The 25943-nt window shown below is 59.4% G+C and carries 19 protein-coding genes; 13 read left to right on the top strand and 6 right to left on the bottom strand.

The genetic code is table 11. The features are described 5' to 3' along the window. Nucleotides 1-12 precede the first annotated feature (12 nt). The 4 genes from CKW20_RS10805 (at nt 13) to CKW20_RS10820 (ending at nt 9364) form a co-directional block, all read left to right on the top strand. Nucleotides 13-2316, top strand: coding sequence for a YgiQ family radical SAM protein (locus tag CKW20_RS10805; protein WP_030128321.1), 2304 nt, complete (start codon nt 13-15; stop codon nt 2314-2316). A 307-nt stretch (nt 2317-2623) separates the two neighbouring features. Beyond that, nucleotides 2624-5899, top strand: coding sequence for a DUF2126 domain-containing protein (locus CKW20_RS10810; protein ID WP_095052891.1), 3276 nt, complete (start codon nt 2624-2626; stop codon nt 5897-5899). Between the two features lie 88 nt (nt 5900-5987). Beyond that, nucleotides 5988-8474 carry a circularly permuted type 2 ATP-grasp protein gene (locus CKW20_RS10815; RefSeq protein WP_095052892.1) on the top strand — a complete coding sequence of 829 codons (2487 nt, stop codon included), beginning with the start codon at nt 5988-5990 and terminating at the stop codon, nt 8472-8474. Beyond that, nucleotides 8474-9364 (top strand): transglutaminase family protein, encoded by an 891-nt coding sequence (locus tag CKW20_RS10820; protein ID WP_095052893.1) that lies wholly within the window; start codon nt 8474-8476, stop codon nt 9362-9364. Before CKW20_RS10815 ends, CKW20_RS10820 begins: the two co-directional genes overlap by 1 nt. A 163-nt stretch (nt 9365-9527) precedes the next feature. Here CKW20_RS10820 and CKW20_RS10825 read toward each other — a convergent pair whose 3' ends face one another. Both CKW20_RS10825 and CKW20_RS10830 read right to left on the bottom strand, forming a co-directional pair. Continuing rightward, complete coding sequence (locus CKW20_RS10825; protein WP_095052894.1) at nt 9528-9716, bottom strand: hypothetical protein; 189 nt, start codon at nt 9714-9716, stop codon at nt 9528-9530. Nucleotides 9717-9784: 68 nt separating this feature from the next. Then, nucleotides 9785-10372 (bottom strand): TIGR00730 family Rossman fold protein, encoded by a 588-nt coding sequence (locus CKW20_RS10830; protein ID WP_007902708.1) that lies wholly within the window; start codon nt 10370-10372, stop codon nt 9785-9787. 344 nt (nt 10373-10716) lie between these two features. On the opposite strand from CKW20_RS10830, the gene azu reads away from it, so the two are divergent. Next, nucleotides 10717-11163, top strand: coding sequence for an azurin (azu, locus tag CKW20_RS10835; RefSeq protein ID WP_095052895.1), 447 nt, complete (start codon nt 10717-10719; stop codon nt 11161-11163). 191 nt (nt 11164-11354) lie between these two features. Here azu and nadE read toward each other — a convergent pair whose 3' ends face one another. From nadE to CKW20_RS10850, 3 genes are all read right to left on the bottom strand, one after another. After that, on the bottom strand, nt 11355-12182 hold the full coding sequence (gene nadE, locus CKW20_RS10840) for an ammonia-dependent NAD(+) synthetase (RefSeq protein ID WP_095052896.1): 828 nt from the start codon (nt 12180-12182) through the stop codon (nt 11355-11357). 4 nt (nt 12183-12186) lie between these two features. Then, nucleotides 12187-13413: a nicotinate phosphoribosyltransferase gene (gene pncB / locus CKW20_RS10845; protein WP_095052897.1), complete on the bottom strand. Its 1227-nt coding sequence runs from the start codon at nt 13411-13413 to the stop codon at nt 12187-12189. 227 nt (nt 13414-13640) lie between these two features. Continuing rightward, nucleotides 13641-14549, bottom strand: coding sequence for a LysR family transcriptional regulator (locus CKW20_RS10850; RefSeq protein WP_095052898.1), 909 nt, complete (start codon nt 14547-14549; stop codon nt 13641-13643). A gap of 184 nt (nt 14550-14733) precedes the next feature. On the opposite strand from CKW20_RS10850, the gene CKW20_RS10855 reads away from it, so the two are divergent. From CKW20_RS10855 to CKW20_RS10895, 8 genes are all read left to right on the top strand, one after another. Then, nucleotides 14734-16224: an aldehyde dehydrogenase family protein gene (locus tag CKW20_RS10855; RefSeq protein ID WP_095052899.1), complete on the top strand. Its 1491-nt coding sequence runs from the start codon at nt 14734-14736 to the stop codon at nt 16222-16224. Between the two features lie 120 nt (nt 16225-16344). Next, the gene (locus tag CKW20_RS10860; RefSeq protein WP_095052900.1) at nt 16345-17628 is read left to right on the top strand and encodes an FAD-binding oxidoreductase; all 1284 of its coding nucleotides are present in this window, start codon (nt 16345-16347) and stop codon (nt 17626-17628) included. Between the two features lie 364 nt (nt 17629-17992). Continuing rightward, nucleotides 17993-19126, top strand: a complete 1134-nt coding sequence (locus CKW20_RS10865) for a branched-chain amino acid ABC transporter substrate-binding protein (RefSeq protein WP_095052901.1) — start codon at nt 17993-17995, stop codon at nt 19124-19126. Between the two features lie 232 nt (nt 19127-19358). Beyond that, nucleotides 19359-20273: a branched-chain amino acid ABC transporter permease LivH gene (locus CKW20_RS10870; protein ID WP_095052902.1), complete on the top strand. Its 915-nt coding sequence runs from the start codon at nt 19359-19361 to the stop codon at nt 20271-20273. 3 nt (nt 20274-20276) lie between these two features. Beyond that, a complete protein-coding gene (gene livM / locus CKW20_RS10875; protein WP_095052903.1) occupies nt 20277-21560 on the top strand; it encodes a high-affinity branched-chain amino acid ABC transporter permease LivM in 1284 nt (427 codons plus the stop codon). After that, nucleotides 21557-22432, top strand: coding sequence for an ABC transporter ATP-binding protein (locus tag CKW20_RS10880; RefSeq protein WP_095052904.1), 876 nt, complete (start codon nt 21557-21559; stop codon nt 22430-22432). The genes livM and CKW20_RS10880 overlap by 4 nt, the downstream gene beginning before the upstream one ends. Continuing rightward, nucleotides 22429-23145 carry an ABC transporter ATP-binding protein gene (locus tag CKW20_RS10885; RefSeq protein ID WP_052965916.1) on the top strand — a complete coding sequence of 239 codons (717 nt, stop codon included), beginning with the start codon at nt 22429-22431 and terminating at the stop codon, nt 23143-23145. The genes CKW20_RS10880 and CKW20_RS10885 overlap by 4 nt, the downstream gene beginning before the upstream one ends. Before the next feature lie 760 nt (nt 23146-23905). Then, nucleotides 23906-24673 carry an SDR family oxidoreductase gene (locus tag CKW20_RS10895; protein ID WP_095052905.1) on the top strand — a complete coding sequence of 256 codons (768 nt, stop codon included), beginning with the start codon at nt 23906-23908 and terminating at the stop codon, nt 24671-24673. Nucleotides 24674-24793: 120 nt separating this feature from the next. Here CKW20_RS10895 and CKW20_RS10900 read toward each other — a convergent pair whose 3' ends face one another. Next, nucleotides 24794-25921 (bottom strand): AGE family epimerase/isomerase, encoded by a 1128-nt coding sequence (locus tag CKW20_RS10900; protein ID WP_095052906.1) that lies wholly within the window; start codon nt 25919-25921, stop codon nt 24794-24796. Between the last annotated feature and the right edge of the window lie 22 nt (nt 25922-25943).

Below are 25943 nucleotides of genomic sequence, written 5' to 3' on the forward strand. Positions count from 1 at the left end.
CCGGTTATCGACATGCAAGCAGCCAAGCCGTTATTTGACTATCCCAAGTACTGGGCCGAATGTTTCGGGCCAGCGCCATTCCTGCCGATGAGCAGGGAGGAGATGGATCAGCTTGGCTGGGATTCCTGCGACATCATCATCGTCACCGGTGATGCCTATGTCGACCACCCGTCGTTCGGCATGGCGATCATCGGCCGACTGCTGGAGGCCCAAGGCTTCCGCGTCGGGATCATTGCGCAGCCGAACTGGCAGTCCAAAGACGACTTCATGAAGCTCGGCGAGCCGAACCTGTTCTTCGGCGTCGCGGCCGGCAACATGGACTCGATGATCAACCGCTACACCGCCGACAAGAAAATCCGTTCCGACGACGCCTATACCCCCGGTGGCCTGGCGGGCAAACGTCCGGATCGTGCGAGCCTGGTTTACAGCCAGCGCTGCAAGGAAGCTTACAAAAACGTGCCGATCGTGCTCGGTGGCATTGAAGCCTCTCTGCGCCGCATCGCTCACTACGATTACTGGCAGGACCGGGTGCGTAACTCGATCCTGATCGACGCCTGCGCCGACATCTTGCTCTACGGCAACGCCGAGCGCGCGATCGTTGAAGTCGCCCAGCGCCTGTCCTACGGTCACAAGATCGAAGACATCACCGACGTGCGCGGCACCGCGTTCATTCGTCGTGATACGCCGAAAGACTGGTACGAAGTCGATTCCACGCGCATCGACCGTCCGGGCAAGGTCGACAAGATCATCAACCCGTACGTCAACACTCAGGACACCCAGGCCTGCGCCATCGAGCAGGAAAAAGGTCCGGTTGAAGACCCGAGCGAAGCAAAGGTCGTGCAGATCTTGGCCAGCCCCAAGATGACGCGCGACAAGACCGTGATTCGTCTGCCATCGGTTGAAAAAGTTCGTGGCGACGCGGTTCTTTATGCTCACGCCAACCGCGTGCTGCACCTGGAAACCAACCCGGGCAATGCTCGCGCGCTGGTGCAGAAGCATGGCGAAGTGGACGTCTGGTTCAACCCGCCTCCGATTCCGATGACCACCGAAGAAATGGACTACGTGTTCGGCATGCCTTACGCGCGGGTTCCGCACCCGGCGTACGGCAAGGAAAAGATTCCGGCCTACGACATGATCCGCTTCTCGGTGAACATCATGCGCGGCTGCTTCGGCGGCTGTACGTTCTGCTCGATCACCGAGCACGAAGGCCGGATCATCCAGAACCGTTCCGAAGAGTCGATCATTCGCGAAATCGAAGAGATCCGCGATAAAGTCCCAGGCTTCACCGGGGTGATCTCCGACCTCGGCGGACCGACCGCGAACATGTACCGCATCGCCTGCAAGACGCCGGAAATCGAATCCGCGTGCCGCAAGCCTTCGTGCGTTTTCCCCGGCATTTGCCCGAACCTGAACACCGACCACTCGTCGCTGATCCAGCTCTATCGCAGCGCCCGGGCCTTGCCGGGTGTGAAGAAGATCCTGATCGCGTCCGGCTTGCGTTACGACCTCGCGGTCGAGTCGCCGGAATACGTCAAAGAGTTGGTGACCCACCACGTCGGTGGTTACCTGAAGATCGCCCCGGAACACACCGAGGAAGGTCCGCTCAACCAGATGATGAAACCGGGCATCGGCAGCTATGACAAGTTCAAGCGCATGTTCGAGAAGTACACCAAGGAAGCCGGGAAAGAGCAGTACCTGATTCCGTACTTCATCGCAGCTCACCCGGGCACCACCGACGAAGACATGATGAACCTGGCCCTGTGGCTCAAGGGCAACGGCTTCCGTGCCGACCAGGTGCAGGCGTTCTATCCGTCGCCGATGGCCACCGCCACCGCGATGTACCACTCGGGCAAGAACCCGCTGCGCAAGGTCACTTACAAGAGTGACGGCGTGACCATCGTCAAGAGCGAAGAGCAGCGTCGTCTGCACAAGGCGTTCTTGCGTTATCACGACCCGAAAGGCTGGCCGATGCTGCGTGAAGCACTGACCCGCATGGGCCGCGCCGACCTGATCGGGCCAGGCAAGAACCAGTTGATCCCGCTGCATCAGCCGGCGACCGACAGTTACCAGAGCGCCCGTCGCAAGAACTCGACACCGGCCGGCAGCCACAAAGTGGCAGGGGAAAAGACCACCAAGATTCTGACCCAGCACACCGGGCTTCCCCCGCGTGCCAGCGATGGCGGTAACCCGTGGGACAAGCGTGAACAGGCCAAGGCGGCGGCATTCGCGCGCAACCAGCAGGCGGCCAAGGAGCGCAAGGACGCGGCCAAAGGCAAGGGGCCGAAACCTGCGCGTAAGCCGGTAGTACCGCGCTAAGCCCTCGCTCGAGCTGAACAGAACGCCAACCTGATCGTTCCCACGCTCCGCGTGGGAATGCCTCAAGGGACGCTCCGCGTCCAGTGACGCGGAGCGTCACGGGCTGCATTCCCACGCAGAGCGTGGGAACGATCAAGCCCCAACCCTCCCTTCGCCACATTTCTGTGCAATCCCCACAAACCAATTCCCGCATCGCCCGATTTTGGTGCTGTACTGCCCTGAGCAAATCTGTGAAAGCGCCAGCTCTGCTGGATGGCATAAGTCTTGCGCCGCTTTCAATAACGTCCAGGCTCGCAGGAGGCACGCCGTGTCGATTCATGTCGCATTGCATCACGTCACGCATTACCGCTACGACCGCGCCGTTGAGCTCGGTCCGCAGATCGTTCGCCTGCGCCCGGCTGCCCACAGCCGCACGCGGATACTGTCCTATGCGCTGAAAGTTTCGCCCGAGCAGCATTTCATCAACTGGCAGCAGGACCCTCAGGGCAATTACCTGGCGCGGTTGGTGTTTCCGGAGAAAACCGATGAGCTGCGGATCGAGGTCGACTTGTTGGCCGAGATGGCGGTGTTCAATCCGTTCGACTTCTTCCTCGAGCCTTACGCCGAAAAGATCCCTTTCACCTACACCGCGGATGAGCGCAAAGAGCTGGCGCCGTACCTGGAAACCTTGCCCCTGACGCCCAAATTCAAGGCCTATCTGGAGGGCATCGACCGCACGCCGCTACCGAGCGTGGATTTCCTGGTCGCACTCAACCAGCGCCTCAGCGAAGACATCGGCTACCTGATCCGCATGGAGCCAGGCGTACAGACCCCGGAACACACCCTCGAGCATGCGTCGGGTTCCTGCCGTGACTCGGCGTGGTTGCTGGTGCAATTGCTGCGCAACCTTGGCCTGGCGGCGCGTTTCGTGTCCGGTTACCTGATTCAGTTGACCGCCGACGTCAAAAGCCTCGACGGCCCCTCAGGCACTGAAGTGGACTTCACTGACCTGCACGCCTGGTGCGAGGTCTATTTACCCGGTGCCGGCTGGATTGGCCTGGACGCGACCTCAGGGCTGTTTGCCGGTGAAGGACACATTCCGTTGGCCTGTAGTCCCGATCCGTCTTCTGCGGCACCGATCAGTGGCTTGGTGGAACCGTGTGAGTGCGAATTTACCCACGAGATGTCAGTCGAGCGTATTTGGGAAGCGCCGCGCGTAACAAAACCCTACACCGAAGACCAATGGCTGGCGATTCAGACCTTGGGTCGGCAGATCGATGCTGATCTGCTCGAAGGCGATGTGCGCCTGACCATGGGCGGCGAGCCGACGTTCGTTTCCATCGATGACCCGGACGGCGCCGAGTGGAATACCGCCGCGCTGGGTCCGGACAAGCGTCGCCTGTCCGCCGAACTGTTCCAGCGCATGCGCAAGCATTACGCGCCCAAAGGCCTGGTGCATTTCGGTCAGGGCAAGTGGTACCCCGGCGAGCAACTGCCGCGCTGGTCGCTGAACTGCTACTGGCGCCGCGACGGTGTGCCGATCTGGCACAACAGTGCGCTGATCGCCGATGAGCAGGAAGACTACGGCGCTGATGGCGAACTGGCCGGACGTTTTCTGGCGAGTGTCGCCGAGCGCCTGAAAATTCCGACACGCTTTGTGTTCCCGGCCTACGAAGACAATTTCTATTACCTTTGGCGTGAAGGCGCTTTGCCGCAGAACGTCAGCGCCGAAGACTCACGGCTGGAAGAACCTTTGGAGCGGGCGCGCTTGCGCAAAGTCTTCAGCCAGGGGCTGGACAAGGTTATCGGCCAGGTTTTGCCCCTGGCGCGCACCGCCAAAGGCGATCAATGGCAGAGCGGTCGCTGGTATCTGCGCGAAGAACACTGCCGATTGGTGCCGGGGGATTCGCCGCTGGGGTATCGCTTGCCGCTCGGCTCGCAGCCTTGGGTGAAAGCAGCGGAGTATCCATTCATTCATCCTGTCGACCCGAATCAGGATTTCCCTGATCTGCCGGGCACCGACCAGCTAAAGAATCACGCTCAACCGAAAACCGTCGACGAGCGTGCGCCAAAGATTGACGAGTCCGCCGACTGGCTGACCCGCACCGCATTCTGCGCCGAAGCGCGAGAAGGCCGGTTGTACCTGTTCATGCCGCCGCTGGAGCGGGTCGAAGACTATCTGGAACTGGTCGCCGCCATCGAAGCCACCGCCGAGGAACTGCATTGCCCGGTGTTGCTGGAAGGCTATGAACCGCCGAGTGATCCGCGCCTGAGCAACTTCCGCATTACTCCGGATCCGGGAGTGATTGAGGTTAATGTCCAGCCGTCCGCTACCTGGGATGAGTTGGTGGAGCGCACCGAGTTTCTTTACGAAGAGGCGCGCCAGACTCGACTCACCACCGAGAAATTCATGATCGACGGCCGGCACACCGGCACCGGCGGCGGCAACCATTTCGTATTGGGTGGCGCGACCCCGGCTGACTCACCGTTTCTGCGCCGTCCCGATCTGTTGCGCAGCCTGATCAGTTACTGGCATAACCATCCGTCCTTGTCCTACCTGTTTTCCGGATTGTTCATCGGCCCGACGTCTCAAGCACCGAGGGTGGATGAGGCGCGCAACGATTCGCTGTATGAACTGGAAATCGCCTTCGCACAGATACCGAAGCCGGGCGAAGAATGCCCGCCCTGGTTGGTGGATCGCTTGCTGCGCAATTTGCTGATCGACGTGACTGGCAACACCCACCGCGCCGAGTTCTGCATCGACAAACTCTATTCGCCGGACGGCGCCACCGGGCGTCTCGGGTTGCTGGAACTGCGGGCCTTTGAAATGCCGCCCCATGCGCGCATGAGCCTGGCTCAGCAGTTGTTGCTGCGGGCGCTGGTGGCGCGGTTCTGGCGCGAGCCTTATGCACCGTCGAAACTGGCGCGCTGGGGTACAGAGCTGCACGACCGGTTCCTGTTACCGCACTTTATCGAGCAGGATTTCGCTGATGTGATCGTCGATCTCAATGCCGCCGGTTATCCCGTGCGGGCCGAGTGGTTCGCGGCGCATCTGGAATTCCGTTTTCCCAAGGTCGGCGATTACGCCGTCAGCGGCATCCAACTGGAATTGCGTCAGGCACTGGAGCCTTGGCATGTACTGGGCGAAGAGGGCGCGGCGGGTGGCACGGTGCGTTACGTGGATTCGTCGCTGGAGCGTTTGCAGGTCAAGCTCAGCGGCCTGCCGCCCCAGCGTTATCTGCTGACGTGCAACGGCATCCCTGTGCCGTTGCAACCCACGGGACGGGTCGGTGAGTTCGTCGCCGGTGTACGTTTCCGTGCCTGGCAACCGTTCAACTGCCTGCAACCGACCATCCCTGTGCACGCGCCGCTGGTGTTCGACGTGCTCGACACCTGGATGGGGCGTTCTCTGGGCGGCTGTCAGTACCACGTCGCCCATCCGGGCGGGCGCAACTACGACAGCCTGCCGGTGAACGCCAATGAAGCCGAGAGCCGACGGATGGCGCGTTTTTTCCGCATCGGACACACGCCGGGGAAACTTCCTATACCGAATCTGGAAATTAACGACGAGCTGCCGATGACTCTCGATTTGCGACGTTTCTAAACCATACGCGACGCTCGGATTTTTCGTATATCCGAGCGTCATGTGCCTGCGTTAGTCTGACCGTTCTTTGCTGTCTGCCGAGCTTTCCATGCCTGAGCTGCTTGACCGTTACCTGCTGACTGCGGGCACTTACCACGAACTGCTCGACGACAGCGGCGCCGTACGCCCGCACTGGCGGCGATTGTTCGATCAATTGCAACGCAGCACGCCAACGCAACTGGCGCAGCGTCAGGCGCTGCTGACCCGGCAGATCCAGGAAAACGGTGTGACCTACAATGTCTACGCCGATCCCAAGGGCGCCGATCGGCCGTGGGAGCTGGACCTGCTGCCCCATGTGATTGCCGCTGATGAGTGGGAGCAGTTATCGGCCGGGATCGCTCAGCGGGCGCGCTTACTCAATGCTGTGCTGGCGGACTTGTACGGCCCTCAGCGTTTGATCGCCGAAGGCCTGCTGCCGGCTGAGTTGGTGTTCGGTCACAACAACTTCCTTTGGCCCTGTCAGGGCATTGCGCCGCCCGACGGGGCCTTTCTGCATCTATACGCCGTGGATCTGGCGCGTACGCCTGACGGTCGCTGGTGGGTGACGGCGGACCGGACTCAAGCGCCATCCGGTGCCGGTTACGCGCTGGAAAACCGCACCATCGTGTCCCGAGCCTTCCCCGAGTTGTACCGCGATTTGAAGGTGCAGCACCTGGCCGGATTTTTCCGCACGCTTCAGGAAACGCTCGCCCGTCAGGCGCCGAGCGATAACGAAGCGCCATTGGTGGTGCTGCTGACGCCGGGGCGTTTCAACGAAAGCTATTTCGAACACCTGTACCTGGCTCGCCAGCTCGGATATCCATTGGTGGAGGGCGGCGATCTGACCGTCCGGGATGCCACGGTCTACCTGAAAACCTTGAGCGGCCTGCGTCGGGTTCACGCGATCATGCGTCGGCTCGACGATGATTTCTGCGATCCGCTGGAGCTGCGCACCGACTCGGCCCTTGGCGTGCCGGGGTTGCTCGAGGCTGTGCGCCAAGGCCGGGTGCTGGTGGCCAACGCACTCGGCAGCGGGGTGCTGGAATCGCCGGGGTTGCTGGGCTTCCTGCCGAAGATCAATCAGTTTCTGTTCGGTGAAGAGCTGATCCTGCCGTCCATCGCGACCTGGTGGTGCGGTGAAACGCCGGTACTGGCCCAGGCCCTGGAAAAACTGCCGGATCTATTGATCAAACCGGCGTTTCCGTCGCAGAGCTTCGCCCCGGTATTTGGTCGTGACTTGAGTGAAAAACAGCGCCAGGCCCTGGCCGAGCGCATGCAGGCACGGCCTTACGCCTATGTTGCGCAAGAATTGGCGCAGCTGTCCCAGGCGCCAGTCTGGCAGGCCGAAGGTGGTCAGTTGCAACCGCGTGCCATTGGCATGCGGGTGTATGCGGTGGCCAGTCGGGACGGTTATCGAGTACTTCCCGGCGGGCTAACCCGGGTTGCCGCCGAGGCCGACGCTGAAGTGGTATCAATGCAGCGCGGCGGCGCAAGCAAGGACACTTGGGTGTTGGGCGATCGCCCGCCCAGCGGTGAACAATGGAAAGCCCAGCGCAACATTGGCGTTCACGATCTGGTGCGACGCGATCCGTATCTGCCATCGCGGGTGGTCGAGAACCTGTTCTGGTTCGGCCGTTACTGCGAGCGCTGCGATGACAGCGCGCGGCTGCTGCGGATTATGTTGGCGCGCTATGTTGATGGTGATGACCCGCAAGCCCTCGAGGCCGCGGTCGATCTCGGCGAGCGTCTGAATCTGTTGCCGGAGGAGGGCGAATTGCCAGAGCGATTATTGGCGACACTGCTCGGCGATGATTGGCCGTTCAGCCTTCGCTCCAACCTGCAACGCTTGCAGTGGGCGGCCTCGCAAGTACGCGGCAAACTCTCGCGAGAAAACTGGCAGGCACTGGTGGAGTTGCAGCGTGAGGCCACGGCGCTGGAAACCGAAGAGCCGGACTTCGGCGAGTTGCTGGATTTTCTCAACCGATTGGTAATGTCGCTGGCAGCGCTGTCCGGTTTTGCCCTCGACGACATGACCCGGGACGAAGGCTGGCGTTTCCTGATGATCGGTCGACGGATCGAGCGGCTGCAATTTCTCAGCGGCAGCTTGGCGGCGTTTTTGCGCGGTGCGGGGGCTTTCGACCAGGCAGGGCTGGAATGGCTGCTGGAACTGGGCAACAGCAGCATTACTTACCGATCGCGCTACTTGGCGGTGGCGCAATTGATTCCGGTGCTGGACCTGTTGTTGCTCGACGAGCAGAACCCTCACGCGGTGCTGTTCCAGTTGAAACTGGTGACCCGCACCTTGAAGCGTCTGAACGATGACTTTGGTGCGCCGCGCGAAACAGGTCTGCCGCAGTTGGTGGAGCGGCTGGCGCGCTTCGATCTGGGTTGCCTGGAAAACTCATTGTTTGGCGAGGCCAGTGTTCGCGCCGCCATCGAAGGGCTGGCCGATCTGTTGCAGGAGATCGCCGATGCCAGCGGACAAGTATCGGATCGCCTGGCCTTGCGCCATTTCGCCCATGTCGATGATGTCAGCCAACGCACGGTGTCCGTCTGATGAATGCCCATTACCAGATTTTCCACGACACCCATTATCACTATGACAGCCCGGTATCCCTGGCTCAGCAACTGGCGCATCTGTGGCCGCGGGCCTGTACCTGGCAGCGCTGCACCGAGCAGCAGTTGCAGATCAGTCCCGAACCGACTTCACGCCGGGATGAGCTGGATGTGTTCGGTAACCCGCTGACCCGGCTGGCGTTCGAGCGACCGCATGATGAATTGCTGGTCAATGCCCGGCTCACCGTCGAAGTGCTGGCCCGGCCATCGTTGGACTTCAATCAATCGCCGGCCTGGGAAGAGACCTGCAACGCGCTGACCTACAGCAGTCAGCCGCTGTCACCCGAGATACTCGAAGCGTGTCGTTACCGGTTCGAATCACCCTACGTGCATTTGAAGCGCAATTTCGTCGAGTTCTCCGAAAGTTGTTTTCCTCCTGGCCGGCCATTGCTGCTGGGGGTTCAGGCGTTAATGGAGAAGATCTTCAGCGAATTCACCTTCGACGCCGAAGCGACCCAAGTGGCAACGCCGCTGGTGGAAGTGCTGGAGCGGCGGCGCGGGGTTTGTCAGGACTTTGCGCACTTGATGCTCGCTTGTGTCCGTTCCCGTGGATTAGCGGCGCGTTATATCAGCGGCTACTTGTTGACCCAACCGCCACCGGGCCAGCCACGGCTAATCGGCGCCGATGCGTCTCATGCCTGGGTGTCGGTGTTTTGCCCGGTGTTGGGCTGGGTGGATTTCGACCCGACCAACAATGTGCAACCGGCGCTGGAGCACATCACCCTGGCCTGGGGCCGGGACTTCTCCGATGTGTCGCCGCTGCGTGGAGTGATTCTGGGGGGCGGCAGTCATGACCCGGAGGTTCAGGTGACAGTGATGCCGTTGGAATAATGAAGATCAAAATGTAGGAGCGGGCAAGCCCGCTCCTACAGGGAACTGTATTTTCTGTCGGGAATTGGTTTGTTTCAGACTGGACTGTGAGGGTCAGCAACATCGTTGCTGACCCTGGACACAGATCCGGTGGGCCTGATCAGATCATCGGGCCCTGAGGGTCTCAAGCGTCGGGCGCCTGATCTTTCGGTGCTTCAGTTTCGTCTGTAGCCACTTCGCCTTCGGTATCCGGGTTCAGTGCTGCTGCATCTTCTTCAGCTGTAGCTTTCTTGCGCTGAAGCTTTTCCTCTTTCTTCTGCTCCTTGGCCAAGTCTCTCTGACGTTTGGCGAAGGAATAATTAGGTTTGGCCATGGGCGATCCTCTGGGGTCGAAGGTGAGGTTGAGCGGCGCATATTCTGCCCTGTATCGATGCCGAGCCGTTAGCTGGGTTTTTGCTCGGTCCATTTTGGCGGTACCGAGGGTTGCCAGGCGTCCAGTGCGTCGAGCAGGGTTTGCGGCGATTCGCTCATTTGCAGCATGTCACGGTGCGCTTCGCGAACGAAGCCTTCGCCGACGATATGATCGAGAAAAGACGTCAACTTGCTGTAGAAACCGTTCACTTCCAGCAAACCCAAAGGTTTGCCGTGATAGCCGAGCTGGCCCCAGGTCCAGACTTCGAACAACTCTTCCAGCGTGCCAAGGCCGCCAGGCAGAGCGATGAAGGCATCGCTGAGCTCGGCCATTCGCGCCTTGCGCGCATGCATGCCGTCGACCACTTCCAGGCGGGTCAGGCCGCTGTGGCCGATTTCCTTGTCTTTGAGGCTCTGCGGGATGATGCCGATCACTTCACCGCCGGCCGCCAGTGCGGCATCGGCCACAATCCCCATCAGCCCGACGGCGCCGCCGCCATAGACCAGAGTCAGCTTGCGCTCGGCCAATGCTCGCCCCAAGGCGACAGCCGCTTCACGATAAGCCGGGTTAGTGCCAGTGCTGGCACCGCAAAATACACAAACGGACGCTAAAGACATGCCTTACTCCATGGTCATCAGGGCCACAGAGTAAAGGCAGGCTTGCCTTGTTCCAAGGGTTAAACCTCGTGTTCAGGTGTTTCGTAGGTACCGCTGGCGCCACAGGCATAAGCGGCGAGCAAACTGCTCAATAAACTGTTGAAAGACATGACAGACGCTCCGGATGAGAGATGACAGCCCTGATGATAGGGCCGTGCCAGACGTCTGGCTGGTAGATTGTTTCGATGAGTGTCATAGCCCGAAAGTTGTATACAATTTTTGATTCAGGTCATAGGAACTTGCGAAGATTTCAGGCAGTCTTCTGTCCATTAGCGCTTTTGTTAACCCTGCCTTGGAGATTCACCATGTTTGCCAAACTTGTTGCGGTATCCCTGCTGACACTGGCCAGCAGCCAATTGATGGCTGCCGAATGCAAGGTCACTGTCGACTCCACTGACCAGATGTCCTTTGATACCAAGGACATCACCATCGACAAGAGCTGCAAGACGTTCACCGTGGAACTGAAACATTCTGGCAGCCTGCCAAAAAACGTCATGGGTCATAACTGGGTGCTGAGCAAAGAAGCCGACATGCAGCCGATCGCCACCGACGGCCTGGCGGCAGGTATCGACAAGAACTACCTGAAAGAAGGTGATGCCCGCATCATCGCTCACACCAAAGTCATCGGCGCGAAGGAAACCGACTCGGTAACTTTCGACGTGTCGAAGCTCAATGCTGCCGAAAAATACGGTTTCTTCTGCTCGTTCCCGGGCCACATCTCGATGATGAAAGGTACGGTTACTCTGAAGTAATCGAATCAAGCGCATAAAAAAAGCGTCCGCTAGGGACGCTTTTTTTGTGCCTGACGATTGACCGCGTCATCGTTCTTCGCGGGCAAGCCTCGCTCCTACAGGATTTGTGTCGTGCCCATTACCGGCGTCCGACACAAAATCTGTGGGAGCGTGGCTTGCCCGCGAAGGCGTCAGTACAGGCACCCACGGCCTCAAGGCGCGAACGGCATCACACGCTTGTGATGGGTCTTCTTATACGTGTCGCAGATGATCTTGAACGCTTCCTCACGCACCGGCTCGCCGTGCAAGAACGCGTCGATCTCGGTATAGGTCACGCCATGAGACGCTTCGTCCGGTTTGCCCGGCGACAAGTCTTCGAGGTCGGCGGTCGGGATTTTTTCCACCAGCGACTCCGGCGCGCCGAAGCTGCGGGCGATCGCCCGGACCTGATTCTTCACCAGGCCGCTCAGCGGTGCGAGGTCGCAGGCGCCGTCACCGAATTTGGTGAAGAAACCCATCACCGCTTCTGCCGCGTGGTCGGTGCCGATCACCAGGCCATGAGCCGCGCCAGCGATAGTGTATTGCGCGACCATGCGCATCCGCGCTTTGGTGTTGCCCAGCACGAAATCCTTCTGCACCGCTTCTTTACCTTCGAAGGCCGCCACTTCGCTGGCCAGGGATTTGACCGCCGGGCCGATGTTCACGGTGTGGCGCTCATCGGGGGCAATGAAGTCCACTGAGGCCTGGGCATCATGTTCGTCGAACTGGACGCCATAAGGCAGGCGCACGGCGATGAACTTGTAGCTGGCATCACCAGTGCGCTCGCGCAGTTCACGCATGGCGCGTTGGGCCAGCAGGCCCGCGGTCAGAGAGTCGACGCCGCCGCTGATGCCCAGCACCAGCGTCTTGAGCCTGGCATTGACCAGGCAGTCCTGAATGAAGGTAATCCGCCGGGCAACTTCAGCCTCGAGGGCGAGTTGATCCGCGAACGGCGGTTGGACCTTGAGCTGTTCAGCAATCTCACGCTGTACGGCTTGCATGAATTCACTCCTTGCTAGATGGGCTGGAAATGGCGGCAGGTACTTGGAAAACATGTCGTAAATAGGCGACGAAATTTGGGTCTTTGCAGTGAGTCTTGCCAGGCTCATCAGAAATCTTGGCCACCGGCTGGCCGTTGCAGGCCGTCATTTTAAGCACGATGCTCATCGGTTCGACACCCGGAATATCGCACGTCAGGTTAGTGCCGATACCGAAGCTGACATTGATCCGGCCGCGCAATGCCCGAAAAATCTCCAGGGACTTGGGCAACGTCAGGCTGTCGGAAAACACCAGGGTCTTACTCATCGGATCGATGCCAAGTTTGTGGTAGTGGGCGATGGCTTTTTCCGCCCACTGCACCGGGTCACCGGAATCATGGCGCAAGCCGTCGAAGAGCTTGGCAAAGAACAGGTCGAAATCGTTGAGGAAGGCATCGGAGGTGATGCAGTCGGTCAGGGCGATCCCCAGCAAACCCCGGTATTCGCGGACCCAGCAGTCGAGGGCGGCAATCTGGCTGTCGATCAGCCGCGGACCGAGTTGCTGGTGGGCCATGATCCATTCATGAGCCATGGTGCCCAGCGGCTTCATGTCCAGCTCCCGGGACAGGTGCACGTTGCTGGTACCGACGAAGCGCCCGGGGAAGTCATGCTTGAGCACGTTCACCACTTCTTCCTGTACACGGTACGAGAAGCGACGGCGGGTGCCGAAATCGGCTACTTGCGACTCGGACAATTCGTCCGCGCTGGCATTGGCGGTCAGCCAGTCGAACTTGCGATAGAGCTGCTCGCGGGCCTGTTCCAGAATGATTTCCCGGTAGCGATAGCGGTTGCGTACTTCGCTGATCAAGGCCAGCAACGGCACTTCGAACAGAATCACGTGCAGCCACGGCCCGCGCAGACGGATGAACAGCTCGCCGTTTTCAATGCCGGTGTGGATGTAGCGCAGATTGAAGCGGAACAGCCCGAGAAAGCGCAGGAAATCCGGTTTCAGAAAGCTGATGCGCTCCAGGAAACTCAACTGATCGGCGCTCAGGCTCAACTCGGCCAGGCGCTCGATCTGGAACCGGATCTCCGCCAGGTACGGGCGCAGATCCTCATTGTTACGGCAACGAAACTCCCATTCGACTTCCACGTTCGGATAGTTGTGCAGCACCGCCTGCATCATCGTCAGTTTGTAGAAGTCGGTGTCGAGCAGGTTCTGCACGATGCGATCGGCAAACACACTCTCGCTCATAAGGGGTCTCTCCATGCTGGCGCGGCCCGTGGCAGCGACGTTGCAGCTGTCTCAATGAATGGGGCTAGTGGCGCATATCAGTGGTGGGGATTGCCAGTGATTTTTGTATCGGCGAGTCACTGTGTAGGAGCTGTCGAGTGAAACGAGGCTGCGATCTTTTGATTTTGCTTTTAAACAGCCAGATCAAAAGATCGCAGCCTCGTTTCACTCGACAGCTCCTACAGGGATTAGTCGTTAGAGGTGGGATGATTTATTTGCTCCAACATCCACTTCACAAAATCCCGCACCTTGGGCACTTCCGCCGAATGCTCTGGATACGCCAGGTAATAGGCGTCGGTACTTGGCATCGCATGCTTCCAGGGAATGACCAGTTTGCCGTCAGCCAATTCCTCCTCCACCAGAAACCGTGGCAGCAGCGCCACGCCGCAGCCGACCTGGGCGGCGCGAATGCACATGTAGAAGGTTTCGAAACGCGGGCCGTGGTAGCTGTGTTCGGTGTGGTAGCCCTGGCTGTCGAACCAGTCGTGCCAGGCCTGAGGCCGGGAAGCGTTTTGCAGCAGGACCAGGTCGGTGAGTTGCGTCGGATCGGTGAACGGCGTCTTCGGCAGGCTGTCGGGTGCGCAGACTGGCACCAGTTCCTCGCCAAACAGCTTCAGGCTTTCGGTGCCGGGCCGTGAGCCCTGGCCAAAGTAGAACGCCAGGTCGCTGCGACCTTGCAGCAGATCGTCGGCTTCCTGTTCGCTGCACAGGTCCAGATGGATCGACGGATGACGCAGGCGCCAGCCTTTCAAGCGTGGCACCAGCCAGCGTGCGCCGAAGGTCGGCGGTGTCGAGACTCGCAAGACTTCGGTGTCTCCGCCGTAGGAGCGCAGGTAATGGGTCGACATTTCGACTTGGGTGAGGATTTTTCGCACTTCTACCAGGTACAAATCACCTGCCGGGGTCATTTGCAGGCGTCGGCGCACCCGGCGGAACAACAGGTGTTGCAGCAATTCTTCGAGTTGCGCGACCTGTTTGCTCACGGCGCTCTGCGTCAGGTTCAGCTCTTCAGCGGCACGGGTGAAGCTCAAATGCCGGGTCACGGCTTCGAAGCACTGCAACGCGGTGATCGACGGCAAGTAGCGTTTATTCAGCATGGGTGGTCCTTCTTCTTGTTTCTCTATGCTCTTTTTTACCGGCAGATTCGCAGCATGAATAAACGGAATGATATCTCGCTTAATCGTCGTTTGTTGGAGAACCTCGGGGGCGCTAAAACTACAGGTCTGATCAGCCGAATCAATCCGGCTGTACGTTTTCTGTTTTTTGCTTGAGGAGTGACCCATGGTTGCCGCATTGCTTGATCGTCTTGGTGTGAACCCGGCCCTGTACCAGAACGGCAAAGTGCCGGTACATTCGCCGATCGATGGTAGCCGTATCGCTGCCGTGAACTGGGAAGGCGCCGCTGAAGTCGAGCAGCACATCAGTCGCGCAGATCATGCATTCGAACTGTGGCGCAAGGTGCCGGCACCGCGCCGTGGCGAGTTGGTGCGCCAATTGGGCGACATTTTGCGCGAGTACAAGGCCGATCTCGGTGAGCTGGTTTCCTGGGAAGCCGGCAAGATCACTCAGGAAGGTTTGGGTGAAGTTCAGGAAATGATCGACATCTGCGACTTCGCCGTCGGTCTGTCCCGTCAGTTGTACGGTTTGACGATTGCCTCCGAGCGTCCGGGCCACCACATGCGCGAAACCTGGCACCCGCTGGGTATCGTTGGCGTGATCAGTGCGTTCAACTTCCCGGTCGCCGTTTGGGCCTGGAACGCGACGCTGGCGCTGGTCTGCGGTAACCCGGTGATCTGGAAACCGTCGGAGAAAACTCCGCTGACCGCGTTGGCCTGCCAGGCGCTGTTCGACCGCGTCCTGAAGAATTTCAGCGACGCCCCGCCGCACCTGAGTCAAGTGATCATCGGTGGTCGCGATGCCGGCGAAGCCCTGGTCGATGACCCGCGTGTCGCGCTGGTCAGCGCCACCGGCAGCACCCGCATGGGCCGCGAAGTGGCGCCGAAAATCGCCGCGCGTTTCGCTCGCAGCATTCTGGAGCTGGGCGGCAACAACGCGATGATCCTCGGCCCAAGCGCCGATCTGGACATGGCCGTACGGGCGATTCTGTTCAGCGCCGTCGGCACCGCCGGTCAGCGTTGCACCACTTTGCGTCGCCTGATCGCCCATGAGTCGGTGAAGGAAGAAATCGTCACTCGCCTGAAAGCCGCGTACTCCAAGGTACGCATCGGCCATCCGCTGGAAGGCAATCTGGTTGGGCCGCTGATCGACAAGCACAGCTTCGACAACATGCAGGACGCGCTGGAGCAGGCCTTGAGCGAAGGCGGCCGGGTGTTCGGCGGCAAGCGTCAGCTGGAAGACAAATTCCCCAATGCGTACTACGTCTCGCCAGCCATCGTCGAAATGCCGGAGCAGAGCGATGTGGTGCGCGACGAAACCTTCGCGCCGATTCTGTACGTGATCGGTTACAACGATTTCGAAGAAGCGCTGCGCCTGAATAACGCCGTGCCACAAGGACTGTCATCGTGCATCTTTACCACCGACGTGCGTGAAGCCGAGCGGTTCATGTCGGCCGTGGGCAGCGACTGCGGCATCGCCAACGTCAACATCGGCCCGAGCGGCGCGGAAATTGGTGGCGCGTTTGGCGGCGAGAAAGAGACGGGCGGTGGTCGTGAATCCGGTTCGGATGCATGGCGTGGGTACATGCGCCGTCAGACCAACACCGTGAACTATTCGCTGGAGTTGCCGTTGGCTCAGGGCATTACGTTCGACTGATGGACCCCATCGCTGGCAAGCCAGCTCCTACAGGATTTGTGTTGCGGCACATGACCCGTGTAGGAGCTGGCTTGCCAGCGAAGCTTTTTTGTTTGTTAGGTTTCGGATTGGAGTCTGGCAATGCCGTTACGCGAAGAGTGTCTGTGGGAAAAATTGACGCCGCAAAGGCCTGACAATACGGCGCTCAAGGGCGAGGTGACAGTGGATGTCTGCGTCATCGGTGCCGGTTTCACCGGTCTGTCGGCGGCGGTGCATCTGCTGGAACAAGGCAAAAGTGTCTGCGTGCTGGAAGCGCATCGCGCCGGGCATGGCGGTTCGGGGCGTAACGTCGGGCTGGTCAACGCCGGGATGTGGATTCCACCGGATGAAATCGAAGCCGGGTTTGGCGAGGCAGTCGGCAGTCAGCTCAATCGCATGCTGGGTGCGGCGCCGTCGCTGGTGTTCAGCCTGGTCGACAAATACAACATCGATTGCCAATTACGCCGCGAAGGCACGCTGCACATGGCGCACAACGCGCGTGGCGAGGCGGATCTGCGCAGTCGTGAAGAACAGTGGAAGCGTCGTGGGGCACCGGTCGAGTTGTTGACCGGTCAAGCCTGCGAACAAGCCACGGGCACCAAAAAGATTGCCGCCGCGTTGCTCGATCGGCGTGCTGGCACGATCAACCCGATGGCCTATACCACGGGGCTGGCCAACGCGGCCATCAGCCTCGGCGGTCAGCTGTTCGATCATTCCCCGGTGACCCGACTCGAGCGTCAGGGCCAGCGCTGGTCGGTGCAGACCGCCCAGGGTTCGGTGTTGGCCGAGCAGGTGGTCATCGCCTCCAATGCTTATACCGAAGGCGACTGGACGGAGCTGCGTCGCAACTTTTTCCCCGGTTATTACTATCAAGTGGCTTCGGTGCCGCTGACCGAAGACGCCGCGCAGCAGATTCTGCCCGGTGGCCAGGGTTCCTGGGACACCCGGCAGGTGCTAAGCAGCATTCGTCGCGATGCCGAAGGGCGCTTGTTGCTCGGCAGTCTGGGTAATGGCAACCAGAAACCGACCTGGTTCCTGAAAGCCTGGGCCGACCGGGTTCAGCAGCATTACTTTCCGTACCTGAAGCCGGTGGAGTGGGAGTGCACCTGGACCGGTTGCATTGCCTTCACACCCGATCATTTGATGCGCCTGTTCGAGCCGGCGCCGGGTCTGGTGGCGGTTACCGGTTACAACGGTCGAGGCGTGACCACCGGTACAGTGGTCGGCAAAGCCTTTGCCGATTATTTGTGTAACGGAAATCCTCAAGCCCTGCCGATTCCCTTCGCGCCCATGCAGCCATTGGCGGGTGTGGGGCTGCGAAGCTGTCTGTATGAGGCTGGATTCTCGCTGTATCACGCGGGCCAGTGCCTGCGGATCGTGATCTGATTGTTGAAAAATGTTGCTGGAAGCGGCGCTTTTCAGCGAAGCGGCTAGCCTGTAATGGTGCGGGTTGTAGCAGTGCCCGCACCAGCAGTGTGCAGTTCGGTGACGCGGGCTGTTACAGGCTGGTTGCACATCGTTTGGCGCAGCGGTTGCAATGATGGCGCGTGCGGGTTGCGCCTTAAAAAATAAATGGTTTCACCTCCCGCGGTTTAGACGGTTGCACGCCCAATGAAAATGGGCCCGAAACAGTCGAAATAACAACAAGGCAGCGACTTTTTTCAGAATAAAAAACCGATGGCACGGCCCTTGCTCTGAGCATTCAGAGAAGTCGCAGTGCCAACTAAAAAAAACCTTGGAGCACCACCTCATGTCCCAGACGTTTTACAAGAAAGGCTTTCTGGCCCTCGCAGTGGCAGCTGCGTTGGGTGTATCTGCGTTTGCACAGGCTGATGTGAAAATCGGTGTGGCGGGTCCGATGACCGGCGCCAACGCCGCATTTGGCGAGCAGTACATGAAAGGTGCGCAGGCAGCCGCTGATGCGGTCAACGCCGCTGGTGGTGTAAACGGGGAAAAAATCGTACTGGTCAAAGGCGATGACGCCTGCGAACCGAAGCAGGCTGTGACGGTCGCCAAGGACCTGACCAACCAGAAAGTCGCTGGCGTAGTCGGCCACTTCTGTTCCTCGTCGACCATCCCGGCCTCCGAGATCTATGACGAAGCGGGCATCATCGCGATCACCCCGGGGTCTACCAACCCGGCCGTTACCGAGCGCGGCCTGAGTGCAATGTTCCGTATGTGCGGGCGTGACGACCAGCAAGGCATCGTGGCCGGCGACTACATCGTCGACGTGCTCAAGGGCAAGAAAGTGGTGGTCCTGCACGACAAAGACACCTACGGCCAAGGCCTGGCGGATGCCACCAAGGCCCAGCTGGAAAAACGCGGCGTGAAACCGGTGTTGTATGAAGGCCTGACCCGTGGCGAAAAAGATTTCAGCACCATCGTCACCAAAATCCGCGGCGCGGGTGCCGACGTCGTTTACTTCGGTGGTCTGCACCCGGAGGCCGGTCCTCTGGTTCGTCAGTTGCGTGAGCAAGGTCTCAAAGACGTCAAGTTCATGTCCGACGATGGCATCGTAACCGACGAACTGGTCACCACCGCTGGTGGTCCGCAATTCGTCGACGGTGTGCTGATGACCTTTGGTGCCGACCCCCGCATGCTGCCAGACAGCAAGACCGTAGTGGACGAGTTCCGCAAGAAAGGCACGGAACCTGAAGGCTACACCCTGTACGCCTATGCTTCGGTCCAGACCCTGGCGGCAGGCTTCAATGGCGCCAAATCCAACAATGGCGAAAAAGCTGCCGAGTGGCTGAAGAAAAATTCGGTCAAAACCGTGATGGGCGAGAAATCCTGGGACGCCAAGGGCGATCTGAAAGTCTCCGACTACGTGGTTTACCAGTGGGACAAGGACGGCAAATACCACCAGCTGGAAAAACAGAAGTAAGGGCTGACGCGATCGCCTGATCCCCTGTAGGAGCGAGCTTGCTCGCGAAAGCGGTTTATCTGGCGACATGAATGTTGAATGTTCAACCGCTATCGCTGGCAAGCCCGCTTCCACAGGGGACGGTGGTATCTGGGCTGATCGCGCCTGACATTGCTCCGACGTAAATCTGTATTTTCCCTAGAAGAACCGCACACCCACAGGCGTGCAGGTTCTCATTGCGTGAGATTGCGTTATGGATGGTATTTTCCTGCAGCAACTGGTCAACGGCCTGACCCTCGGGTCGGTCTATGGCCTGATCGCCATCGGCTACACAATGGTCTATGGCATCATCGGCATGATCAACTTCGCCCACGGCGAGGTTTACATGATTTCCGCTTATCTCGCGGCAATCAGTCTGGCTCTGCTGGCATACTTCGGTATTGAATCCTTCCCCCTGCTGATGCTTGGCACACTGGTCTTCACCATCATCATTACGGCGGTGTACGGCTGGGTCATCGAGCGCGTCGCCTACAAACCGCTGCGCAACTCCACCCGATTGGCACCGCTGATCAGCGCCATCGGTATTTCGCTGATCCTGCAAAACTATGCACAGATTTCCCAAGGCGCCCGTCAACAGGGCGTACCGACACTGCTGACCGGTGCATGGCGAGTTGAAGTCGGGACCGGCTTCGTCCAGCTTACCTACACCAAGATCTTCATTCTGATCGCAGCGTTTGTCGGAATGGCCCTGCTGACTTACGTCATCAAGTACACCAAGCTCGGCCGTATGTGCCGCGCCACCCAGCAAGACCGCAAGATGGCTTCGATCCTGGGGATCAACACCGATCGGGTCATTTCCTACGTCTTCATCATCGGTGCCGCAATGGCGGCCCTGGCCGGTGTGCTGATCACCATGAACTACGGCACATTTGATTTCTATGCGGGCTTCATCATTGGCATCAAGGCGTTCACCGCCGCGGTGCTCGGTGGGATTGGTTCGCTGCCCGGGGCGATGCTCGGCGGGATCATTCTCGGGATCTCCGAGTCGCTGTTCTCCGGATTGGTCAACTCGGACTACAAAGACGTCTTCAGCTTCTCGCTGCTCGTTCTCGTTCTGGTCTTTCGGCCCCAAGGCCTGCTCGGCCGTCCTCTTGTGTCGAAGGTGTAAGCGATGTCTTCAACCACTAAAAAAACCATTGATCTCAAAAGAAGCCTGGTTGACGCGATTCTTGCCGGCCTGGTGGCCCTGATTGTGTTCGGCCCGATTGTCGGCGTAGTCCTCGACGGCTACGGCTTCAACCTGGAAGCGACCCGGGTGGCATGGATTGTCGCCATTGTCATGGCCGGCCGCTTTGCCTTGAGCCTGTTCCTGCAAACCCCCAAGGGCCTGAGCATTCTGGAGGGCTTTGAAAGTACCGGTTCCGGGGTTCATGTATTGCCGCCCGATTACAAATCCCGCTTGCGCTGGATCATCCCGCTGATGATTGTCATCGCCGTGGTGTTCCCGTTTTTCTCCAACTCTTACCTGCTGGGCGTGGTCATCCTGGGGCTGATCTATGTACTGTTGGGGCTGGGGCTGAACATCGTGGTCGGCCTGGCCGGCCTGCTCGACCTGGGTTACGTGGCGTTCTACGCCATTGGTGCCTACGGGCTGGCGCTCGGTTATCAATACCTGGGGCTGGGTTTCTGGACGGTGCTGCCACTGGCGGCAATCACGGCCGGGTTGGCCGGTTGCATCCTGGGTTTCCCGGTGCTGCGTCTGCACGGGGACTACCTGGCGATCGTGACCCTGGGTTTTGGTGAAATCATCCGGTTGATCCTCAATAACTGGCTGTCCCTGACCGGCGGCCCGAACGGTATGGCGGCTCCATTGCCGACCTTCTTCGGCCTCGAGTTCGGCAAAAGAGCGAAGGAGGGGGGCGTCCCGTTCCATGAGTTCTTCGGCATCGCCTATAACCCGGACGTGAAGTACTACTTCATCTACGCGGTGTTGTTCCTGGTGGTTCTGGCCGTGCTGTACATCAAGCATCGCTTGACCCGCATGCCGGTCGGTCGCGCGTGGGAAGCCTTGCGTGAAGACGAAATCGCCTGCCGTTCCATGGGCCTGAATCACGTACTGGTCAAGCTGTCGGCATTCACCATTGGTGCATCGACGGCGGGTCTGGCCGGTGTGTTCTTCGCCACCTATCAGGGTTTCGTCAACCCGACCTCGTTCACCTTCTTTGAATCGGCACTGATCCTCGCCATCGTGGTACTCGGCGGCATGGGCTCGACCATCGGCGTGGTGATTGCGGCGTTCGTGCTGACCGTCGCCCCGGAACTGCTGCGCGGCTTCGCTGAATATCGCGTGCTGCTGTTCGGCATCCTGATGGTGTTGATGATGATTTGGCGACCGCGCGGCCTGATCCGGATCAGCCGTACCGGTGTGACCCCACGTAAAGGAGTGGCGCCATGAGCGAAGAAATCGTTCTCTCGGTCGAAAATCTGATGATGCACTTCGGCGGCATCAAGGCCCTGAATAACGTCAGCCTGCAAGTCAAACGCAACTCGATCTTCGCGTTGATTGGCCCCAACGGCGCAGGCAAGACCACAGTGTTCAACTGTCTGACCGGGTTTTATAAAGCGTCCGGCGGGCACATTGAACTCAACGCCCGTGGCGTGAAAACCGACGTAATCAAAATGCTCGGGGAACCGTTTAAGGCCATCGATTTCATTTCGCCGAAAAGTTTCCTCGGCCGGCTCCACTACAAGATGTTCGGCGGCACGCACCTGATCAACCGTGCCGGTCTGGCGCGGACTTTCCAGAACATTCGCCTGTTCAGGGAAATGTCGGTGCTGGAAAACCTGCTGGTGGCCCAACACATGTGGGTCAACCGCAATCTGCTTTCGGGCATCCTCAACACCAAGGGGTACCGTAAGGCCGAAAGCGATGCGCTGGACCACGCGTTTTATTGGCTGGAAGTGGTCGATCTGGTGGATTGCGCCAACCGCCTGGCCGGTGAGCTGTCCTACGGTCAACAACGCCGTCTGGAAATCGCTCGGGCCATGTGTACCCGGCCGCAGATCATCTGCCTCGACGAGCCGGCCGCCGGCCTCAACCCTCAGGAAACCGAAGCGCTGAGCGCGATGATCCGGCTGCTGCGCGACGAGCATGATCTGACCGTGGTGCTGATCGAACACGACATGGGCATGGTAATGAGTATTTCCGACCACATCGTGGTGCTGGACCACGGCGTTGTCATCGCCGAGGGCGGGCCTGAAGCGATTCGACACGATCCGAAAGTGATTGCCGCCTACCTGGGCGCCGAAGAAGAGGAAGTGGTATGAGTGCACCCATCCTCGAACTCAAGAATCTGGACGTATTCTATGGGCCGATTCAGGCCCTGAAGAAAGTCTCGTTGCACATCAATGAAGGTGAAACCGTCAGCCTGATCGGCTCCAACGGTGCCGGCAAATCGACCCTGCTGATGTCGATCTTCGGCCAGCCGCGGGCCGCTGACGGGCAAATCATCTATCAGGGTGTGGATATCACTCACAAATCGTCCCACTACATCGCATCCAACGGTATCGCTCAATCGCCGGAAGGCCGGCGGGTGTTCCCTGACATGACCGTCGAGGAAAACCTGTTGATGGGTACGATTCCAATCGGTGACAAGTACGCCAAGGAAGACATGCAACGCATGTTCGAGTTGTTTCCACGGCTCGAAGAGCGGCGTACCCAACGCGCCATGACCATGTCTGGCGGCGAGCAACAAATGCTCGCCATCGCCCGGGCGCTCATGAGCCGGCCAAAGCTCTTACTGCTCGATGAGCCGAGCCTGGGGCTGGCGCCGATTGTGGTGAAACAGATCTTCGCGACCCTGCGGGAATTGGCCAGCACCGGCATGACCATCTTCCTGGTGGAGCAGAACGCCAACCACGCCCTCAAGCTGTCGGACCGGGCGTACGTGATGGTCAACGGCGAGATCCGCCTCAGCGGCACCGGCAAGGAGCTACTGGTGAACGATGAGGTGCGTAACGCCTACCTCGGCGGCCACTGAGTTATCCACTGCAAACAACAAAGCCCCGACGAGCAATCGCCGGGGCTTTTTTGCATCTCTAAAACGCCAACAATTCCGTGTGGGAGCGGGCGGCGTGTGCTTTTTGGAAATTGTGGAAAACAATATTCATGACCTCTCAAAGCGCGACATAAAGCCGCTGCAAACTGCTGTTTTGTCACGGTTTTGACTTGTCCCCGTTTGCTGTGGAGCTGGCTGTGAATAACGTGGGAGTAGCTGGCTACAAGCCTTTGAATCCGTGGCTTGCAGAGGGGAGGTTGTTTTTTGATCAGGCGTTTTTCCTGGACCTCAAGCCGGCGTTGTCAACCTTTTTGTTCGGGGTGAACCCGGTATAGATGGAGGTGGACAAGCCTGTGGATAAGTCTGTGATTAAACTCTGGAAAGAGTCGGCTGAGGGCCGTAGTTACTGGCTTGGCGCCATCGTCGGTTTAACCGCCCGGTCGTGCAAATTGCCCGGGGCTACACAGCAGATACCCAAGGGTCAAGCAAAAAACTTTCTAATCTGCCCGCAAAGCCTTGTGGATAGCGGCTTGCAGCTTTTGCACTTGCCCCCGGAAACTGTGGACCGGCCTGTGGATAAGGTGCGTGTACATGGCTGCAAGCCACAGCGCATATGGCGTTGCTGGTGTTGATCGTTTTTTGTACGCTTTTTGCGATGGTTGCCGCTGTGGACAAGGCCGGGCATGCTGGCAACTGATTTTCTATTCCAAGGGCTGTCATCAGCCGAAGCAAGGAGAACACGATGTCCAACACCCTGTTTATTACCGGCGCAACTTCCGGTTTTGGTGAAGCCTGTGCCCGTCGTTTTGCCGAAGCCGGCTGGAAACTGGTGCTGACAGGTCGTCGTGAAGAACGCCTCAATGCCCTGTGCGCCGAATTGTCGAAGCAGACCGAGGTCCATGGGCTGGTGCTCGACGTACGGGATCGCAAGGCCATGGAGGAGGCGATTGCCAACCTGCCGCCGTCCTTCGCCAAGCTGCGCGGGCTGATCAACAACGCCGGCCTGGCCTTGGGCGTGGACCCGGCCCCCAAGTGCGATCTTGATGATTGGGACACCATGGTCGATACCAACATCAAAGGCCTGATGTACAGCACTCGCCTGTTGTTACCGCGTTTGATCGCCCACGGTCGTGGCGCCAGCATCGTCAACCTCGGCTCCATCGCCGGCAACTACCCGTACCCGGGCAGCCACGTGTATGGCGCGAGCAAGGCGTTCGTCAAACAGTTCTCTCTGAACCTGCGTTGCGACCTGCAAGGTACGGGCGTGCGGGTCAGCAACATCGAGCCGGGCCTGTGCGAGAGCGAATTCTCGCTGGTGCGTTTCGCCGGTGACCAGGAACGTTACAACGCCACCTACGCAGGCGCCGAGCCGATCCAGCCGCAAGACATCGCCGAGACCATTTTCTGGGTACTCAACGCACCGGCCCACATCAACATCAACAGCCTCGAGCTGATGCCGGTGAGCCAGACCTGGAGCGGGTTTGCCATTGAGCGTAATGCCAAGGCGTAAGACCGCGTAACGGCTATTCGCGGGCAAGCCTCGCTCCTACAAGTCATGTGTCGTTCGCAGAATCGCGATTCAACATAAAACCTGTAGGAGCGAGGCTTGCCCGCGAAAGCAATCGCCCAGTCAGCGCAAATACTCGACCAACCCGCGATAACAGGTCGCCAAGTGATAAGGCGTGGTCGAAGGCATGTCCTTGCGACTCACTTCGCCATGCTCATCGCGACATTCAAACCAGCCGCCCGCATGCAAAAAGCGCTGTTGCAATGCCTGTAATTGGCGCTGCACGGACGCTTCGCTACTCGGGCGCAAAGTCAGGGCTCGCAAGTATTCGGCCTGGGCCCAGATGCGTTGGGTCGCATCACGAAGATGGTCGTCCAGTTCCAGCATTGCGCGCACAGCCCCGGTCTGCTGATCCACGCCCAGTTGCTCGGTAAACGTAAAGGCACGGTCCAGCGAAGCATGCAGTTGCGAGCCGCGCAGCAACGGTGAGGATTCCAGCAGGAAATACCATTCGAACTGATGGCCTGGCTCGAACCAGTTATCCACAGTGCCCAGCGGCTTTTCCATCAATACCGCGTGTTGCGGGTCGATGAAGCGCTTCTGCATGGCTGTGCATAACTCGATAAGCGCGCTCTGCACAGCGACGTCCTCGCGCACCGAAAGGATGGCGAGGAAGGCTTCGGCCAAATGCATCAATGGATTCTGCAGCGGCCCGGAGTCGAGCGAAGACCAATCACGGTCCAGGCTGGCGTCATACAGGCCGTCGCCTGTGGCGAAGCGCTGGGCCAATACTTCCAGCGTGGCGTTGAGCACCGACTCCACCAGCGGTTCGCGAACCTTGTCCCAGTAATGGGCGCAGGCGAACAGGATGAAGGCGTGGGTGTAGAGGTCTTTGCGTTGATCCAGCGGCGCACCTTGCGGGTCGATGCTGTAGAACCAGCCGCCATGCTCGGCATCGTGAAAATGCCGTTGCAAGGAACGGAACAGCGCCCCCGCACGTTCTTCGGCCAGAGGCACTTGGCCGATCAGGCTGGAAAACAGGTACAGCTGGCGCGCGCAAGCCATGGCCCGGTAGCGCTGCGGTGGCAGCGGCTGATGCTCGGCGTCCAGCGCTTCGTAAGGCAATGCCATGTCGGCGTTCCAGCCGGGGCCTTGCCAGAGCGGCACGATTACGTCCTGGAAGTGTTGTTGCACCGAAGCGAACAGGGCGGTCAATTCAGGCTGGGAAGCAGAGCGGGAAACAGGCGGCATTGGCTGGCGTCGTCACGGCAGG

The organism is Pseudomonas sp. Irchel s3b2 (genome assembly GCF_900187445.1).
Taxonomy (GTDB): Bacteria; Pseudomonadota; Gammaproteobacteria; order Pseudomonadales; family Pseudomonadaceae; genus Aquipseudomonas.

Coding starts and splice junctions, on each gene's coding strand:
- CKW20_RS10805 (WP_030128321.1), top strand. CDS start 13: ATGCAAGCAGCCAAGCCGTTATTTGACTATCCCAAGTACTGGGCCGAA.
- CKW20_RS10815 (WP_095052892.1), top strand. CDS start 5,988: ATGCCTGAGCTGCTTGACCGTTACCTGCTGACTGCGGGCACTTACCAC.
- CKW20_RS10820 (WP_095052893.1), top strand. CDS start 8,474: ATGAATGCCCATTACCAGATTTTCCACGACACCCATTATCACTATGAC.
- CKW20_RS10825 (WP_095052894.1), bottom strand. CDS start 9,716: ATGGCCAAACCTAATTATTCCTTCGCCAAACGTCAGAGAGACTTGGCC.
- CKW20_RS10830 (WP_007902708.1), bottom strand. CDS start 10,372: ATGTCTTTAGCGTCCGTTTGTGTATTTTGCGGTGCCAGCACTGGCACT.
- azu (WP_095052895.1), top strand. CDS start 10,717: ATGTTTGCCAAACTTGTTGCGGTATCCCTGCTGACACTGGCCAGCAGC.
- nadE (WP_095052896.1), bottom strand. CDS start 12,182: ATGCAAGCCGTACAGCGTGAGATTGCTGAACAGCTCAAGGTCCAACCG.
- pncB (WP_095052897.1), bottom strand. CDS start 13,413: ATGAGCGAGAGTGTGTTTGCCGATCGCATCGTGCAGAACCTGCTCGAC.
- CKW20_RS10850 (WP_095052898.1), bottom strand. CDS start 14,549: ATGCTGAATAAACGCTACTTGCCGTCGATCACCGCGTTGCAGTGCTTC.
- CKW20_RS10855 (WP_095052899.1), top strand. CDS start 14,734: ATGGTTGCCGCATTGCTTGATCGTCTTGGTGTGAACCCGGCCCTGTAC.
- CKW20_RS10860 (WP_095052900.1), top strand. CDS start 16,345: ATGCCGTTACGCGAAGAGTGTCTGTGGGAAAAATTGACGCCGCAAAGG.
- CKW20_RS10865 (WP_095052901.1), top strand. CDS start 17,993: ATGTCCCAGACGTTTTACAAGAAAGGCTTTCTGGCCCTCGCAGTGGCA.
- CKW20_RS10870 (WP_095052902.1), top strand. CDS start 19,359: ATGGATGGTATTTTCCTGCAGCAACTGGTCAACGGCCTGACCCTCGGG.
- livM (WP_095052903.1), top strand. CDS start 20,277: ATGTCTTCAACCACTAAAAAAACCATTGATCTCAAAAGAAGCCTGGTT.
- CKW20_RS10880 (WP_095052904.1), top strand. CDS start 21,557: ATGAGCGAAGAAATCGTTCTCTCGGTCGAAAATCTGATGATGCACTTC.
- CKW20_RS10885 (WP_052965916.1), top strand. CDS start 22,429: ATGAGTGCACCCATCCTCGAACTCAAGAATCTGGACGTATTCTATGGG.
- CKW20_RS10895 (WP_095052905.1), top strand. CDS start 23,906: ATGTCCAACACCCTGTTTATTACCGGCGCAACTTCCGGTTTTGGTGAA.
- CKW20_RS10900 (WP_095052906.1), bottom strand. CDS start 25,921: ATGCCGCCTGTTTCCCGCTCTGCTTCCCAGCCTGAATTGACCGCCCTG.